At 71.0% G+C, this 13,260-nt stretch carries 9 protein-coding genes; 1 reads left to right on the top strand and 8 read right to left on the bottom strand.

Translation table 11 applies throughout. From position 1 onward, the window contains the following. Positions 1 to 176 precede the first annotated feature (176 nt). Together AC5020_RS01365 and AC5020_RS01360 are read right to left on the bottom strand one after the other, a co-directional pair. On the bottom strand, positions 177 to 1,298 hold the full coding sequence (locus AC5020_RS01365) for an acyltransferase family protein (protein ID WP_464986920.1): 1,122 nt from the start codon (positions 1,296 to 1,298) through the stop codon (positions 177 to 179). Between the two features lie 214 nt (positions 1,299 to 1,512). After that, positions 1,513 to 2,070, bottom strand: a complete 558-nt coding sequence (locus AC5020_RS01360; RefSeq protein WP_464986919.1) for a TetR/AcrR family transcriptional regulator — start codon at positions 2,068 to 2,070, stop codon at positions 1,513 to 1,515. 72 nt (positions 2,071 to 2,142) lie between these two features. Between AC5020_RS01360 and AC5020_RS01355 the strand changes: the two genes are divergently transcribed. Beyond that, complete coding sequence (locus AC5020_RS01355) at positions 2,143 to 3,678, top strand: MFS transporter (RefSeq protein ID WP_464986918.1); 1,536 nt, start codon at positions 2,143 to 2,145, stop codon at positions 3,676 to 3,678. Positions 3,679 to 3,708: 30 nt separating this feature from the next. On the opposite strand, the gene AC5020_RS01350 is transcribed toward AC5020_RS01355, so the two are convergent. Genes AC5020_RS01350 through AC5020_RS01325 form a run of 6 tightly spaced genes read right to left on the bottom strand, consistent with a single transcriptional unit; the run spans position 3,709 to position 13,229 of the window. After that, entirely contained in the window at positions 3,709 to 6,459 is a 2,751-nt protein-coding gene (locus AC5020_RS01350; protein ID WP_464986917.1) for an endo-beta-N-acetylglucosaminidase, read from the bottom strand. A 22-nt stretch (positions 6,460 to 6,481) separates the two neighbouring features. Then, on the bottom strand, positions 6,482 to 8,692 hold the full coding sequence (locus AC5020_RS01345; RefSeq protein WP_464986916.1) for a glycoside hydrolase family 3 N-terminal domain-containing protein: 2,211 nt from the start codon (positions 8,690 to 8,692) through the stop codon (positions 6,482 to 6,484). Then, complete coding sequence (locus AC5020_RS01340; RefSeq protein WP_464986915.1) at positions 8,689 to 9,993, bottom strand: glycoside hydrolase 5 family protein; 1,305 nt, start codon at positions 9,991 to 9,993, stop codon at positions 8,689 to 8,691. The genes AC5020_RS01345 and AC5020_RS01340 overlap by 4 nt, the downstream gene beginning before the upstream one ends. Beyond that, positions 9,990 to 10,916, bottom strand: coding sequence for a carbohydrate ABC transporter permease (locus AC5020_RS01335; protein ID WP_464986914.1), 927 nt, complete (start codon positions 10,914 to 10,916; stop codon positions 9,990 to 9,992). The genes AC5020_RS01340 and AC5020_RS01335 overlap by 4 nt, the downstream gene beginning before the upstream one ends. Then, the gene (locus tag AC5020_RS01330) at positions 10,913 to 11,896 is read right to left on the bottom strand and encodes a carbohydrate ABC transporter permease (protein WP_464986913.1); all 984 of its coding nucleotides are present in this window, start codon (positions 11,894 to 11,896) and stop codon (positions 10,913 to 10,915) included. The genes AC5020_RS01335 and AC5020_RS01330 overlap by 4 nt, the downstream gene beginning before the upstream one ends. Positions 11,897 to 11,927: 31 nt before the next feature. Further along, positions 11,928 to 13,229, bottom strand: coding sequence for an ABC transporter substrate-binding protein (locus AC5020_RS01325; protein WP_464986912.1), 1,302 nt, complete (start codon positions 13,227 to 13,229; stop codon positions 11,928 to 11,930). Positions 13,230 to 13,260: the final 31 nt, after the last annotated feature.

The raw sequence follows: 13,260 nt of genomic DNA, 5'->3' as shown, positions 1-13,260 counted from the left end.
GCGCGTGGAACAGTCATGCACGCGCGATCATGGCGCGTGAGTCGCAGCGATTCCCCACCCCGGAGCAAGCGGACCGCTCCGAGCGCCGGCAGTGCATCGAAGGCTCCCGGCGGTCATGTCAGGTCCTGCCGGGCACCGTCGACTGCGTCCGCGCGGTGCCACACCGGGCGTACGTCCTACCTGTCGTGCGCGGCGGCCGACGCATCTGCGGGCGCAGCGGCACTCGCCGCAGCACGGGCCCCCACCGGCACCATCGCGGCGCGGTCAGCGGCGCTCGCGCCCACGCTGGGCGCGACCACTGCTTCCCCCGCCACAAGAGCACGCTCGGGAACGCGCACTCCGCTGAGCGTGGGCCACGAGTACAGGAACGGCGTCCAGTGCCGCAGCCGGATCGCCAGCAGGCAGACGCCGAGCGTGACGGTGAAGGAGATCGCGAAACCGGTGCGCCCGGCGGGAAGCCCGAGGTAGCGGGCCAGGACCTCGGCGACCGGCAGGTGGACGAGGTATGCCACGACCGAGTTGCGGCCGATCCAATCTAGAGCCCGCACGGGCCAGAGCCTCGGCAGGCGCTGCGCGATGCCGATCGCCGCGACCACGCCCACCAGCATCGCGGCCTGGGACACCACCGGCGTCTCCGGCGCGCGGTCGAGCCAGAAGGCGTATGCCGCCCATCCCAGAGCCACCACGGAGGCGGGAACCAGAACCGGGATCGGCACGTTGCGCGCGGTCAGCGGCGCGCGCAGTGCGGCACCGGCGAAGAAGAAGACCGCGTAGAGCAGGAACTTATCGGGCCGGTAGATGTAGGGGTCCAGATGCACCCCCAGCGGCGGCAGCAGCGTCCACAGCGCCACACTCGCCACCGCGATCCAGGCGGGGTTGATCCGCTGGGTCACGAGTCCGACGAGGTAGTACACGAACAGGGCGAGCAGGAACCACGTGTACATCCCGTTGCTCCACCAGTACGGGTCCGTCGCCATCTGCCAGCCTGCCAGCGGCAGCATCACGAAGGACCACAGCAGCCACGGCCACAGCAGGCTGCGCGCCTTGCCGGCCAGGAATCGCGGCGTGGGCTTCGCCAGCGCCCGCGACAGCAGGATCCCGGAGGCGAACAAGAGGATCGGCATCCGGAAGGGGGCCGCGGCCTCGGAGACTAGGACGGCTCCGTAGGGCGGGGGACCGTTCCACGCTTCCTGGATGAGGCTGATGTGGAGCGTGATCACCAGCAGGATGGCCACTCCGCGCAGGAGGTCCATCCAGTGCATCCGCCCGCGGGCAGCAGCCGGTTCGGTTCCATTCATGGGGAGTCAGCGTAAGAGCCACACGGGCTCCCTGGGCGGCGCCACGGCGTCGCGAACCCCACAAAGCCACCTGCCGAAACAGGACAGATCACGCCACAGGAGGACATTTCGCGCGCGAGGCACGGCCGAGGTCCGGCCACGGAAGCGGTGAGTCGCACGCCGGCCCGACGGCGCGCACCTGCACACGAGCCCGCCGTACTGCGCGAGGCGCGTATCAGCGACTGCGGTCTGCCGACGCCTCACGCACCATTGCCACGATCTCCGCAATGACTCGCTCACGCTGACGCCCGGCGTAGGGAGTCTGTTCCATCGCCTCGTCCGCCCAGATGCCGTCGGCCGCGGCGAGCGCGACCTGCTGACGGGGTGCGAGCGCGGAGAGATCCCCGACCCACTGCTCGCGCAGCCGGGCCCAGCTGCGGGAGTGCTGCTCCTCGCGCATGACCTCCGCCAGGATCGACAGGTCACCTGCGTCGCGGACCTCCGGGTCCGGCGTACTGGTGCTACGGACATAGGCGACCAGGCGCTGCTCCCGGGTGGCCTCATCGAAAGGAATGGCGAGCACCCGATGCAGATCAGCTTCCCACCTCGCGAAGATGCGCGCGACCACGGCTCGCACCAGCGCTTCCCGGGAGGGGAAGTGGTACAGCACCCCACCCTTGGTCTTCCCGGCACGCTCTGCAACCGCTTCAAAGGTGAGCGCGCCGACTCCGATCTCGCCGGCGAGCTGCAAAGCGGCCTCGACGACCTCTTGCTTGGCACTGGGTCGACTCATGCGTTCCACAGTAATGCAGGCCACGTACACGCGCCCTAGTTTCTGTACTATACGGTCGGTACAGTAACTACCATGATCGAGACCATGCGGACCACGGGTCCCCAGCGCGCCGGAACCCGTGATTGGGTAGCACTCATCGTCCTCACCCTCGCCATCGCACTGCTCGCGGTCGATGCCACCGTGCTCTCGCTCGCGATCCCTGCCCTCACTGACGCGCTCTCTCCCTCGGCCACCCAGGTGCTGTGGATCGGCGATGTCTACTCCTTCGCGATTGCCGGCCTGCTGGTGACGATGGGCAACATCGCCGATCGCGTGGGCCGCAAGCGATTGCTCCTGATCGGTGCAGTCGCCTTCGGCCTCGCCTCGGTGCTGGCCGCCTTCGCCCCGACGCCCGGGCTGCTGATCGCCGCCCGGGCGCTGCTCGGCATTGCCGGGGCGACCATCATGCCCTCCACCCTGGCGATCATCCGCGACCTGTTCCGCGATGACCACCAGCGCACCCTCGCGATCGCAGTGTGGTCCATCGGCTTCACCGCCGGTTCCGCCGCCGGACCGCTGGTCGGCGGCGCTCTCCTGGAGTTCTTCTGGTGGGGCAGCGTATTCCTCATCAATGTCCCGGTCATGGTGCTCGTCGTCGGCCTGGGCCTCGCCCTGCTGCCAGAGTCGCAGAACCCCCGTCCCCTACCGATCGACCTGGTCTCCTCAGGACTCTCGTTCCTGGCGATCGTGCCGGTCGTCTACGGGGTCAAGCACCTCGCCAAGTCCGATCTCGGGGCGGTGACCTGGGGTGCGATCGCTCTGGGACTGCTGGCCGGATGGATGTTCGTCCGGCGCCAGCGCCGACTGAGCGTGCCCCTGGTCGATATCTCCCTCTTCGCCAACCCTGCCTTCTCGGGGGCGATGGCCGCGAACGTCGTCTCGATCTTCGCGGGCGCCGGCCTGCTGTTCTTCTTCTCCCAGTACCTGCAGCTGGTCCGAGAGTTCTCCCCGCTGCAGGCGGGGCTCGGTGAACTGCCGATGGCGATCGGCGCCACTGCCGTGGTGGCCGTCATCAGTGTGTTCGTCGCCCGCCTCGGTCGCGGCAATACCCTGGCGCTCGGTCTGGCGGTGATGGCCGCCGGGCTCGCGGCGCTCGTGATCGTCGAGATGCTTCCCGGCTACGGGTGGTTCGTCGTGACGCTGGTCGCGGTGGGCCTCGGGATGGGGCTCGCCGGCGCCGTCGCGACCGACTCGATCGTCAGCGCGGTGCCGCGCGAACGCGCGGGCGCCGCCTCCTCGATCTCGGAGATGGGCAATGAGCTGGGCGTCGCCCTCGGAATCGCCATCCTCGGGTCCACCCACACGGCGATCTACCAGCGAGCACTCGACATGCCCGCGGGCTCGCCGGAGCAGTTGCTGCCCGCCGCCCGCGAGTCGCTGCCCCAGCTGGCGCACGCCGCCCGCATGACGCCGGGCTCGGAGGCCGCCCTGCAGGCGGGCCGGGAGGCGTTCACTGTGGCGATGCAGTCGGCCTCGGCGGTCGCGGCCGTGCTCGTCGGTCTCGCCGCCGTCATCGCCTGGCGGTTCGTGCCCTCACAGCGCACGGAGCGGCTCGCGGCCGGGCACTGAGCACGCCGCGGCCGCGAGCCGCCTCCGGGCTCAGCCCTCCCGCAGCACGGTCTCCGCTCGGTTGCCGGCGTAGTCCTCCAGCACTGCGACCACACGGGACTCCGCGGAGGCGAGTTCCTGGACCAGGGAGCCACGGTCGGCGCGCCCGCGGATCCAGTGGTCGCGCTCGCCCTGGCTGTAGGTGGTCTCGAAGCGCAGCGGCTCGCCGTCCTCGGTCACGGTCAGAGTCGACCAGTCATCCAGCGCGGGCCGGCGCAGGGTCAGGGTGGTGCCGTCGAACTCCGCGAAGTCCTGCGGGTAGGGCTCGATCTCGGTGTCGGCGAAGGCAGCGATCACGGAGACCGGCGTGACCCGGCGATCGTCGACGGTGGCCAGGAACCGTCCCCCGGCCGTGGGAGCGCCCGTGATCTGCACGCTGGTGGCACCCTTGGCGGGCTTGACGGTCGCCGTGAAGGGGCTCGTGCCGGCGTCCAGGGCTTCCACGGTGACGCGGGTGCTGGGGTGTCCGGGCTGCGACCAGCGGATGGTGATGGTGCCGTTCTCGGCGGCCTCGGCCTCGACCTCGCCGGCACCGGCGCTCAGGTCGTAGTCGAGAGTGGCGGGGCGGCTGCGCTGCCCGTCGTGCCCGACGGCGACCAGCTCGAGCGTCCCGCTGGTGCCAGCGAAGTCCTTGACGTACAGCACGTCGGAGAACACGGCACCGAGGTGCTCCCCGTCGGCGGAGACCTCGTAGCGCGAGATCTTCGCGAAGTCACCGAGCTCCCAGCCCAGCAGCAGCTCCCCGGTGGCGGTCAGGGCCTGACGGACCGCGAAGCCGTGAGGCCGCTTCGGGGCCTTCAGGGTGCCGGGGGCCACGGTCAGGGCGCCGAGGTTGATCTGCACTGTCTGCTCCTCGGCAGTGTGCAGACCGGCCGCGAGGGCGATGATGGTGCGGCCGGCGTGCTCGGCGAGGTCCACGCGGAGACGGCCCCACTCCCCCGCCGCGAGCTCGCCGTCCAGCGGCAGCCGGACCAGCGTGGCCGGGTCGTCGGCGAAGGCCACGGCCAGAGACAGCTCCACATCCCCGGCGGGCACCTGGGCGGTCAGCTCGGCAGCGCTGGTCGCGGTGACCTCGAGCTCGGTGCGGAATAGTCGCAGGGTCGCCTCGCCCTCCAGGGTGCCCTCGATCACCAGGGAGGAGCCGCCCTCGTAGGCTCCGACGGGCGCGTAGCCGAAGCGGTCTGCGGGCACGTAGTCCGGCCCGTAGTCGAAGTCGGCGCGCAGGTCGCCGTCGCCCTCGAACCACCACTGCCAGGTCACCGGGTGGTCTTGGACGCCGATGTTGCCCCACTCGGCGTCGGAGACCTGCTCGCCCTCGCGCCAGTACCCGAGGCCGTGCCCGGTGGAGAAGCCGGTGTGGAAGGCGGTGCCTGTGATGGCGCTGCGCTCGGCGATGTAGGCGCTCATGCCCTGCCACGCGTCCTCGGCCGGGGCGCCGGCGCCCTCGCGGCTGCCGGTCCACCACTGGCGCGCCCGATCGAAGGCCTCGTGCTGGAGGGCGTTGTCGGTCTTGCCGTCCATGTCGGAGTGGGTGAAGTCGCTGCCCAGGGTGGCGATCGCCGTCATCGGCGTGCCGTCCTCGCCGCGCACGTCACGCAGGTCGTAGGGCTGGTCGAACTGGTACATGCCGGCCTCGACGCCGGTGAACACGGCCTCGCGCGGCGCGAGGCCGAGCGAGCGGGCGTGCTCGGCGGAGTCGGTGAGCATCTCATGGTCCCACCAGTAGTTCAGGAAGATCGAGTCGGCCACGCGGCCCTGCTCGTCGTTGATCACCCAGGGGCTGTTGTTCGCGTTGAACTCGTTCTGGTAGTCGATGGTGCCGGCGTCGGTGACCGAGTCGTACCACTGCACGTACAGTCCCTCGGCGCGCAGGGCGGCGAGGAACTCGCGGTAGGTGGTCCGCTCGCTCTCGTCCATGGACACGCTGACCTGCTCCTGGTTGACGAAGTACCCGTCGAACCCGAAGTACTCGGCCATGCGCGCCAGCTGCCGCACCGCGGGGAAGCTGCCGTCCTCGTCCCGCACCAGCAGCTCGGCGTAGTGCTGGGAGCCGCGGTCGTTGTCGGAGAAGAAGACGGTGCCCAGGATGCGCACGCCATTGCGGTGGGCGGCGTCGGTGTAGCCGGGGTTGGGGAGGTTGACCGCACCGAACTCGAACCAGCGCTCGGTCCACTCCTCCTCCGGGTCGTAGAGCTCCTTCGGGGTGCCCACGGCGGCCATGCCGTGCCAGGAGGCGTGGACGTCGGCGTACTGCCAGTACTCGAACAGGTGCTGGGCGAAGACGTCGGTGTAGGGGTGGCTCTCGAAGAAGGCGTTGCCGTAGTCGCCTGCGAGGACGAGGGACTGCGTCTCGGCCGGCAGCTCCGGATCGCGCTGCGCGGCGGCCAGCGCGGCGGCGCGCTCCTGCAGCGGCACGCGGGCGCGCAGCAGCTCGGCATCCGGATCGGTGCTGGGATCCCAGGCCAGGACCTGGTCGGGGTTGTAGGCGCGCTGGGAGGGCTGGTTCTGTCCGGGGGCGCGCTCCCCGGTCCACGGGAGGGTGTCGGCGGCGAGCACCTCGGTGGCGGTGGCGCCGAAGGCGGCCAGGGCCGCCGCGGTGGCGGTGGCACCGACCAGCAGGGTCCGGCGCGAGCAGCGGGCCCCGAGCGGGCCGCGGGCAGCGGCCTGCACCGAGGAGACGGCGGAACGGGAGGCGGGCGCGCCGTGGACGGTCGCGGGGTTCGAGGGGGTGGGCTGAGGCATGGGTACTCGGTCCTTCCGGAGTTCAGGCGGGGACGACGGTGCGGGTGCAGCCGTCGGCGTCGAGCTCGGTGACACAGGTCGGGTCGGTGGGATCGGCGAAGAATCGCTCGAGCGGGCAGGTCAGCTCGATCCGTCGGGACTGGCCGGGCTCGAGCTCCACCCGGCCCAGGGCCAGCAGCTCGCGCCGGCGGGGGATGCGGGTGCCGCCGCGACGATGGCCGAAGACGGCCACGGGGGCCGCGGTGGGCCGGTCGGCGCCGCTGGTCACGGTGATCGTGAGCCGAACCTGCTCGGGGCCGACGGTCGCCTCCAGCGCGGTCACCTCGACGCGGTGATGGCGCAGACCGTGCCCGAAACCGAACAGCACCGGATCCGGCACGTCCTGGTAGGAGGCCTCGTGACGGTCGTTGTACCGCAGCGGCAGCACCGCGGGGTGCCGCGGCAGCGTCATGGGCAGGCGGCCCGCGGGCTCGGCCCGGCCCAGCAGCAGGTCGGCGATCGCCTCGCCCCCGAAGGGGCCGGGGTAGCCGGCCCAGAGGGTGGCGTCGGTCTGCTGGACCACCTCGGTCAGCACGTGCGGGCGCCCCGCCACGATCACGGCCACCACGGGCACCCCTGCGGGGGCGGCCGCGCGGACGGCACGGATCAGGGCGTCCTGCTCACCGGGCAGGGAGATGTCGGCACGGTCGACGCCCTCGCCGCCGGTGGCGCTGCCGGCCCGGCCGGCGATCGCCCCGTTCTCGGCGAACTCGTCGTCGTAGGAGCGGTGGCTGGTGCCGCCGAGGACGGCCACGATCGCCGAGGCGCCGGAGAGGTCCGCGCGGGCGAGCTCGCCGGGAGCGGCCGACGGGATGGCCTGGACGTCGGCCTCCGGCAGAGCCGCGGCCAGCGCCGCGGCGACCGAGAGCGCGCTGCCGGCGGGCTGCGGGGCGACATAGTCGCCGAGCAGGCAGGGCACGTCGTCCGCGTAGGGGCCGACGACGGCGAGACGCTCCAGGACCGAGGGGTCCAGCGGCAGGGCCCCGTGGTCGTCCTCCAGCAGCACCAGGGAGGAGCTCGCCAGCTGCCGCGACGCCGCGCGGGTGTCTGCCCGGGCGACCTCGAGACGCTCGGCGGCGGCCTCCGCCCCCCGCTCCGGCGGCGGCGCGAGCAGACCGAAGCGGTCCTTGAGGGCGAGCACGCGCGCGGCGGCGACGTCGACCTGGGCGGCCACCCGCTCGTCCGTGGCCGCGATCTCGTCGAGCGTGGTGAAGCCCTCGTCGCACAGGGACAGGTCCACCCCCGCCAGCAGGCCGGCACGGCCCGCGGTCGGCAGGTCACCGGTCATCCCCGTCAGGCGGTCCACGGCGAACATGTCCGCCATGACGATGCCCTCGAAGCCGTGCTGCTCGCGCAGCAGGCCGGTCAGCAGCTCGGGATTGCCGCAGCAGGGGACGCCGTCGATGTCGTTGTACGCGGCCATGAACCCGGCCGCGCCAGCCTCGATGCCGGCCAGCACCGGCGGCAGGTGGATGTCGGCGAGGTCGTACGGGCCCAGGTGGGCGGACTGGCCGTTGCGGCCGCCGACGGCCTCGCCCTGGGCGGCCAGGTGCTTGAGGACAACGCCGACGCCGTCCCCGCCCAGACTCGCTCCGCCGATCCCCTGCATGCCGCGGACGATCGCGGCGGTGAGGGTGGCGGCCAGCAGCGGGTCCTCGCCGAAGGTCTCCTCGGATCGTCCCCAGCGGCCGTCGCGCAGCATGTCCAGGGCGGAGACCAGGGCCAGGTGCACGCCGCTGGCGGCCAGCTCCGCGGCCACGGCACAGGACGCCTCCTCGAGGGCATCCGGGTCCCAGCTCGCCGCGGCGGCGAGGTTCACCGGCAGCACGGTGCCGCCGAGCGCCTGGTGGCCGTGCGGGGCCTCCTCGGCGATCAGCGCGCCGACGCCCTGCGGGTGGGCGGCGCGCACGGCGTCCTGGATCGTGGCCATCGCCTCGGCGCGCTCCTCGGGGCGGATTCCGCCGTTGGTCCAGGAGCGGCCGGACCACGCGTCGGCGCGCATCGGGGCGTACAGGGCGCCCATCCCCTGCCAGTGCTCGATCTCGGCGAGGGCCTCGTCCGTGAGGGCGAAGCCGTCGGCGCTGCGGCGCAGGGCGTGCCATCCCAGCAGCCGCTGGTTCAGCTGGCCGACCTTCTGCCGGGTGGTCATCGCCGCCAGCGCGGACCGGACCCGGGGCGCGGAGGCGGCGCTCATGAGCCCACCCCCAGCGCCTCGGAGTCCGACACGGCCGAGTACCCGCTCCCCTCGCCGGGCTCGACGCGGTGGACGCGGTCGATGCCGCGCCCGGCCAGGGCCTGCGGGTCGGCGGCCACGCGAGAGGTGACCACGGCGGGCCGGATCCCCTCGGCGGCCAGGTCGTTCCAGGCGGTGAACACGGCGCCGCCGGGGGCGGCGTCGGCCCGCCGCAGCGGGACGTCCTGCTCGTCGACGTCGATGACCACGGCCTCGCGGCGCGCGGCAGGAGCCTCCGGGCGGCCCCGCAGCTCCGCGGCGACCTCGGCGAAAGCCCGACCGATGGGCTTGACCTCCCCGGCGGCGTCGATGAGACCCAGGGAGTACTCCAGCGGCGGGAAGTCCGCCAGGGAGCGGTCCACGTCGTGCGAGCACCACCAGGTCACGCCCCACAGGTCGGGGCTATCGGCCGCGTGACGGGTGGCGGCGGTGCAGAAGGCCGCGGCGTCGGACTCCTCGAGCACGCTCAGCGGCGCGCCGATCTCCTGAAGCCACACCTGGCGTCCGGGAGCGGCGAAGGCGCTCGAGAGCTCGGTGAGGTACTCACCGTGGCGCAGGCTCTGTCCCGACATGCCGCCGTACTGCTGGGCGGTGCCGTTGAAGATCCAGGAGTGGATGGCGGTGACGTCCCCCAGGCGCGAGGCGTGGGCGGGTTGGAAGGGATGGTCGTCGAGGTACCACACGGCGTCGTACTCGGCGTGCAGCCGCAGCCGGCCCTCCTGGGAGGGCACGGCCCCCAGCAGGGAGGTGATCCAGTCCTCGGCCTGCTGGGCGTCGGCCCTCATCGGCGAGGGATGAGGATCCCCGGAGAACTGGTTGACCTCGTTGCCGAGGGTGAGGGCGAAGTAGGCCGGCAGGTCCGCGAGGGATTCGTGGACCCGGGCGGTCAGCTCGACCTGCGCCTCGACGACCTCTGGGTCGGTGAACATGTTGCGCGCGTGCCAGGAGGTCAGCCACGCCGGCAGGAAGTCGTAGCTGGACATGTGGCCCTGGATGACGTCCACGGCCACGTCCAGCCCCGCCTCGGAGGCGATCTCCGCCATCCTGCGCACGTCGGCCAGAGCCTCCTCGCGCACCAGGGTGCGGTTGGGCTGCAGGATCGGCCAGAAGGGGAAGATGCGCACGTGGTCCATGCCCAGGGAGGCGATGGTCTCCAGGTCGCGACGTACCTCCTCCCAGCGCGGGCTGAGCCAGGAATGGAACCACCCATCGCGGGGCACGTAGTTCACGCCGAAGCGCAGGGGTGAGGCAGGGGTCGTCATCCCTTGATCCCTCCTTGTTCGAGACCGCGCATGAAGTACCGCTGCAGTGCCACGAAGAGCACGATGATGGGGATCAGCGCGATGATGGTGCCGGCGGCGATGAGGCGCGGGTCGTCGTAGAACGTGCCCCGCAGGTAGTTCAGGCCCACCGTCAGGGTGTAGTTCTGCTCGCTGGTGAGGATGATCAGCGGCCACAGGAAGTCGTTCCAGGAGCCGACGAAGGCGAAGATCGCCACCACGGAGATGACGCCCTTGACCTGGGGCACGCACACGCGCAGGAAGCGCTGCCAGGCGTTCGCGCCGTCGATGACGGCCGCCTCCTCCATCTCGTCGGGGATGCCCAGGAACGCGTTGCGCATCAGCAGCACGTTCAGCGGTGTCACCAGCATCGGCAGGGCCACGCCCAGCAGGGTGTCGGTCAGGCCGGCCGAACGCACCAGCAGGAACTGGGCGATGATGATCGCCTCCAGCGGCACCAGCATGGCCGCCACGAAGGCGCCGGTCGCCACCGGGCGCAGCTTCCAGCGCAGTCTCCCCAGGGCGAATCCTGCAGCCGTGGCCAGCACGATGTTCCCGCCGATCACCAGCGCAGCGACGATGAAGGAGTTCGCCACGAAGGTCAGCACCGGGATCCGCTCGGCCACTCCGGTGAAGTTCTCGAACGTGGGATCGGAGGGGAGCAGTTGCGGTGGTCGCTGGTAGAGGTCGTCGTCCGGGCCCTTGAAGGACAGCGACAGCTGCCACAGCAGCGGTCCGGCGAGCACGACCAGCATGATCGTCAGGACCGTGTAGCGCAGGACCGTCGGGCTGCGGAGCGTCGGCCGGGGGCGCCGGGTCGGGCGGGTGGCCTCACGGCCGGTCTCCTGCCGGGCGGGGCCGTCCGGGGACCGCCGGTCGACGGTCTGCGGCGTAATGCCGGTCATGACTTCTCCCCCTGTCGGTTCTGCACGACGATCTGGATCGTCAGCAGCACGGCGAGGATCACGAACATCACCAGGCTGATCGCGCCGGCGTAGCCGGTGCGCGCCTGCAGCCCGGTGCCCTCGCGCTGGATCAGCATGGTCATGGTCAGGACGCCGCCACCGGGGCCACCGGTGCCGCCGGTGAGCACGTAGACCTCTCCGAACACGCGGAAGGCCGCCACCGAGGAGAACATCGCCACCAGGGTCATGGTGTTGCGGACCCCGGGAATGGTCACCGACAAGAACTTCCGCACCACCCCGGCGCCGTCCATGGCGGCCGCGTCATACAGCGAAGGATCGATGCTCGCCAGGGCGGCGAGATAGATGACCATGTAGTACCCCAGACCCATCCACACCGTGACGAACATGGCACTGAACAGCAGCAGCCATCGATCGGTGAGGAACGGGATCGGCGCGGAGATCACCTGCAGCCACTGCAGGGTCTCGTTGACCAGGCCGCGGCGCTCGAGCAGGTTGGTCCAGATCAGACCCACCACCACGGCGGACATCACCACGGGCATGTAGTACGCCGTGCGGAAGAAGCCCATCAGCCGCCCGTCGCCGGCAGCGAGAGCGGCCAGGATCAGCGGCAGCACCACGATCACCGGGACCACGACGATCACGTACAGGGTGGAGTTCAGCAGGGCGGTGGCGAAGCGTTCGTCACCGAGCAGGTCCCGGAAGTTCTGCAGGCCGACGAACCGGCCGCCGCGGAGCATGGTGGCATCGGTGAACGACAGCGCCAGCGTGTTGAAGAACGGGAAGATCGTCATCACGGTGACGACCAGCAGCGCTCCTCCGCTGAACAGCAGCGGGACGTACCAGGGCGAACGCGCCCAGTGACGGGACCGGCGCCGACGGCTCGCCGGGTGCGGCGCCGCCCGCTCCGCCCCGGCGGTTGCGGGCCGGGACGGTTCGGTGGTGGTGGGTGTCTGACTCACAAGGACCTCTCTCGATGGCGCACGATCGATGTCAGGACTGCTCGCCCTCGATCCGCTGATTCGCGTACTCGACCGAGGCATCCAGTGCCTCCTGCGGGGTCTGCTGCCCGAGCACGGCCTGCGCGATCTGCTCGCGCAGGTACTCCGCGGAGCTCTCGCCGGAGAACGCCGGCGGCCACCACACGACGGCCTCCTTCACCTGCTGGGCGGACTCGACCCGGATGGTCGCCTCGTCACTGCCGTCGTCCTCGGTGAAGTACGGGTCATCCAGCGAGCCGGCGGTCGAGGGGAAGACGGAGGCCTGCTTGGCGAACTCCATCTGGTTCTCGGGGTTGGCCACGAAGGCGGCGAAGGCCAGGGCCGTCGCCCGGTTCTGGGACTGGGCGCTGACCGTCAGCGACTCGATGTACATGTTCGGCGCGGAGTCGGCGATCGCCGGAGCCACCGCGACGGTCTCGTACACGTCGGGAGCGGTCTCCTTGAGCTCGTTCATGGTGTACGAGCTGCCGGGCAGCCAGCCCAGCTCGCCGGCCTTGAAGGAGTCCAGCTCCCCGGTCTGCAGGGCATTGAGGGACTCCTCGGTGAAGCCCTGGCCCTCGTAGAGGTCGACGTACTTCTGCAGCAGCTCCACGCCGCGCGGCTCGTTGAACGTGAAAGCCGTGCCCTCCTCGTTCATGAGCTGGACGCCGTAGGTGCCGAAGGTCTCGATCGCGGGCAGGCGCCCGATCATCGAGGCACTGGTGTTCTCGGCCATCACGGCGGCCTGCTCGAACAGCTCGTCGTAGGTCGCCGGCAGGTTGTCCGGGTCGAGCCTGGCCTCCTCGAACAGGGCAGTGTTGAAGAAGGAGGGGCCGGTGTTGAGGTACCAGGGGAAGCCGTAGGTGCCCCCGTCGATCCCGGCGAAGGTCATCGACTCCCACGCCGCCGGCAGGAAGTCCGACTCGAGGGAGGAATCCTCGGCGGCGATGTCCAGCAGCATGCCCGCGGAGGCGAGACTGTAGGCGGCCTCAGGCCCCATATCCACGACGTCGGGCAGGTTCCCGGCGGCGGCATCGGCCGACAGGCTGTCCTGGTAGCCCTCGGCCGGCTGGTCGATCCACTCGATCTCGGTGCCGGGGTGCTGCTCGGTGAAGGCGTCGATGAGGGAGGTGAAGTACTCCTCGTAGCTGCCTTTGAGGTTCCAGGTCTGGAACCGGATGGATCCTCCGATCTCGCCCGAGCCGCCGGCGGAGCCGGACGAGCTCCCGCCGATCCCACAGGAACTGATACCGAGGGCCGTCAGGGCGGCGGCGGAGCCGGTCAGGGCGGTACGACGTGCGATGCGATGGTGCATCGTGAAACTCCTTCGTTCAGTGATGGTCGAA

This window comes from Brachybacterium sp. SYSU DS0246, assembly GCF_059391765.1.
This window is presented reverse-complemented; position numbering and strand designations above follow the sequence as displayed.

Bases quoted from the DNA above. Each gene is read 5' to 3' on its own strand.
- AC5020_RS01335 (WP_464986914.1), bottom strand. From the start codon at position 10,916: ATGACCGGCATTACGCCGCAGACCGTCGACCGGCGGTCCCCGGACGGC.
- AC5020_RS01345 (WP_464986916.1), bottom strand. From the start codon at position 8,692: ATGAGCGCCGCCTCCGCGCCCCGGGTCCGGTCCGCGCTGGCGGCGATG.
- AC5020_RS01365 (WP_464986920.1), bottom strand. From the start codon at position 1,298: ATGAATGGAACCGAACCGGCTGCTGCCCGCGGGCGGATGCACTGGATG.
- AC5020_RS01325 (WP_464986912.1), bottom strand. From the start codon at position 13,229: ATGCACCATCGCATCGCACGTCGTACCGCCCTGACCGGCTCCGCCGCC.
- AC5020_RS01360 (WP_464986919.1), bottom strand. From the start codon at position 2,070: ATGAGTCGACCCAGTGCCAAGCAAGAGGTCGTCGAGGCCGCTTTGCAG.
- AC5020_RS01350 (WP_464986917.1), bottom strand. From the start codon at position 6,459: ATGCCTCAGCCCACCCCCTCGAACCCCGCGACCGTCCACGGCGCGCCC.
- AC5020_RS01340 (WP_464986915.1), bottom strand. From the start codon at position 9,993: ATGACGACCCCTGCCTCACCCCTGCGCTTCGGCGTGAACTACGTGCCC.
- AC5020_RS01355 (WP_464986918.1), top strand. From the start codon at position 2,143: ATGATCGAGACCATGCGGACCACGGGTCCCCAGCGCGCCGGAACCCGT.